The 2955-nt window shown below is 49.1% G+C and carries 1 rRNA gene; it reads right to left on the bottom strand.

The features are described from left to right. Positions 1-25: 25 nt before the first annotated feature. Positions 26-2904: ribosomal RNA gene (locus tag ACTHQF_RS17560) — 23S ribosomal RNA — on the bottom strand. Positions 2905-2955 lie beyond the last annotated feature (51 nt).

Below are 2955 nucleotides of genomic sequence, written 5' to 3'. Positions count from 1 at the left end.
TGAAGAACAAACAACAGTATTCTGCTTTTGAAAGCTTCGGATGATTAGTATTACTCGACTATGCTGTCACCAGCTTTACATCTGTAACCTATCAACGTAGTAGTCTTCTACGGTCCTATATGGAATTCTCATCTCGTGGCTAGTTTCGCACTTAGATGCTTTCAGCGCTTATCTATTCCCAGCGTAGCTACTCTGCAATGCCCCTGGCGGAACAACAGATTCACTAGAGGCTAGTCCAACCCGGTCCTCTCGTACTAAGGTCAGCCCCACTCAAAATTCCTACGCCCACAACAGATAGGGACCGAACTGTCTCGCGACGTTCTGAACCCAGCTCGCGTGCCACTTTAATCGGCGAACAGCCGAACCCTTGGGACCTTCTCCAGCCCCAGGATGTGACGAGCCGACATCGAGGTGCCAAACCTCCCCGTCGATATGAGCTCTTGGGGGAGATCAGCCTGTTATCCCCAGCGTACCTTTTATCCTTTGAGCGATGGCCCTTCCATGCAGAACCACCGGATCACTATATCCGTCTTTCGACCCTGCTCGGCTTGTCTGCCTCACAGTCAAGCAAGCTTATGCTATTGCACTCCTCATACGGTTACCAAGCGTATTGAGCTTACCTTTGAAAGCCTCCGTTACCTTTTTGGAGGCGACCACCCCAGTCAAACTACCCATCAAACAATGTCCTCGACTAAGTCGAGTTAGACACCGAATACAGAAAGGGTGGTATTTCAACGTTGACTCCACGACGCCTGGCGACGCCGCTTCATAGTCTCCCACCTATCCTACACATCCTGTATCCAATGTCAATGTTAAATTGTAGTGAAGGTGCATGGGGTCTTTCCGTCCCGTTGCGGGTACCCGGCGTCTTCACCGGGACCACAATTTCACCGAGCTCATGGCTGAGACAGCGCCCAGATCGTTACACCATTCGTGCAGGTCGGAACTTACCCGACAAGGAATTTCGCTACCTTAGGACCGTTATAGTTACGGCCGCCGTTTACTGGGGCTTCGATTCAATGCTTCGCCTTGCGACTAACATCCCCTCTTAACCTTCCAGCACCGGGCAGGTGTCAGGCCTTATACTTCATCTTTCGATTTTGCAAAGCCATGTGTTTTTGTTAAACAGTCGCCTGGGCCTTTTCACTGCGGCTGATATTGCTACCAGCGCCCCTTCTCCCGAAGTTACAGGGCCATTTTGCCGAGTTCCTTAGCCATGATTCACTCGAGCACCTTAGAATTCTCTTCCCGGATACCTGTGTCGGTTTGCGGTACGGGTTTTTATAACCTGAAGCTTAGCGGTTTTTCTTGGAAGTCTGATTACCTGCACTATCCACTTACCCGAAGGCTCGCGGTACTATCAGCGTTCAGCAAGACCGGCGGATTTGCCTACCAGTCCTATACCTACAGCCTTTAACGATCTATTCCGTCAGATCGCGGCAGTGTCACTACTCCGTCCCCACATCGCAGTTATAAAAAGTACTGGAATATTAACCAGTTGTCCATCGAATATCCCCTTCGGGTTCTCCTTAGGTCCCGACTAACCCTGATCCGATTAGCGTTGATCAGGAAACCTTATCCTTTCGGTGGGCAGGTTTCTCGCCTGCCTTATCGTTACTTATGCCTACATTTGCTTTTCCAGAAGCTCCACCACAACTTACGTCATAACTTCGCTGCCGCTGGAATGCTCCCCTACCGTAATATAAATATTACCCATAGCTTCGGTGTACTACTTAATGCCCGTTTATTATCCATGCACGATCGCTCGACTAGTGAGCTGTTACGCACTCTTTAAATGAATGGCTGCTTCCAAGCCAACATCCTAGCTGTCTATGCAATCGCACCTCGTTAGTTCAACTTAGTAGTAACTTGGGGACCTTAGCTGATGGTCTGGGTTCTTTCCCTCTCGGCCCGTGACCTTAGCACCCCGGGCCTCACTGCTGCGTATATTATATAGCATTCGGAGTTTGTCTGGATTTGGTAGGATTTGACTCCCCCGCACCCAATCAGTAGCTCTACCTCTATATAACTTTACCACAACGCTGTTCCTAAAAACATTTCGGGGAGTACGAGCTATTTCCCAGTTTGATTAGCCTTTCACCCCTACCCACAGATCATCCGGAAACTTTTCAACGTTTATCGGTTCGGTCCTCCAGTACGTGTTACCGCACCTTCAACCTGTCCATGGGTAGATCACAAGGTTTCGCGTCTACCTCCCCTGACTATACGCCCTATTCAGACTCGCTTTCGCTTCGGATCCGTGTCTTAAACACTTAACCTTGCCAGAGAAGAGTAACTCGTAGGCTCATTATGCAAAAGGCACGCCGTCACGCCACCTGGACGCTCCGACCGCTTGTAAGCACACAGTTTCAGGTTCTATTTCACTCCCCTGTTCGGGGTTCTTTTCACCTTTCCCTCACGGTACTGGTTCACTATCGGTCTCTCAGGAGTATTTAGCCTTACCGGATGGTGCCGGCAGATTCCCACAAGGCGTCTCCGACCTCGCGGTACTCAGGATCCTACTAGGCTGATGTTACTTACGTGTACCGGGCTATCACCGTATATTGCCAGGCTTCCCATCCTGTTCCACTTCATTTCATCAATACCATATCGTAGTCCTACAACCCCAGGTATGCCGTAACATAACTGGTTTGGGCTCTTTCCCTTTCGCTCGCCACTACTTAGGAAATCATTATTATTTTCTCTTCCTCTGCTTACTTAGATGTTTCAGTTCGGCAGGTTTGCGTATTATATACGACTAGTCTTCAACTAGCCAGGTTTCCCCATTCAGAAATCTTCGGATCAATTCATATTTGCTAATCCCCGAAGCTTATCGCAGCTTATCACGTCTTTCATCGCCTCTGAGAGCCAAGGCATCCCCTGTGTGCTCTTTCTTACTTTCTTCTCTCCATAGCCTTTTGCGCCTATGGAAATGCTTTTTTTGATTGTTGTTAA

The sequence above is a fragment of the Pedobacter sp. SAFR-022 genome, assembly GCF_051965375.1.
Lineage (GTDB): Bacteria > Bacteroidota > Bacteroidia > Sphingobacteriales > Sphingobacteriaceae > Pedobacter.
The sequence above is the reverse complement of the archived record's forward strand: the minus strand, read 5'-3'. Positions and strand labels throughout refer to the sequence as shown.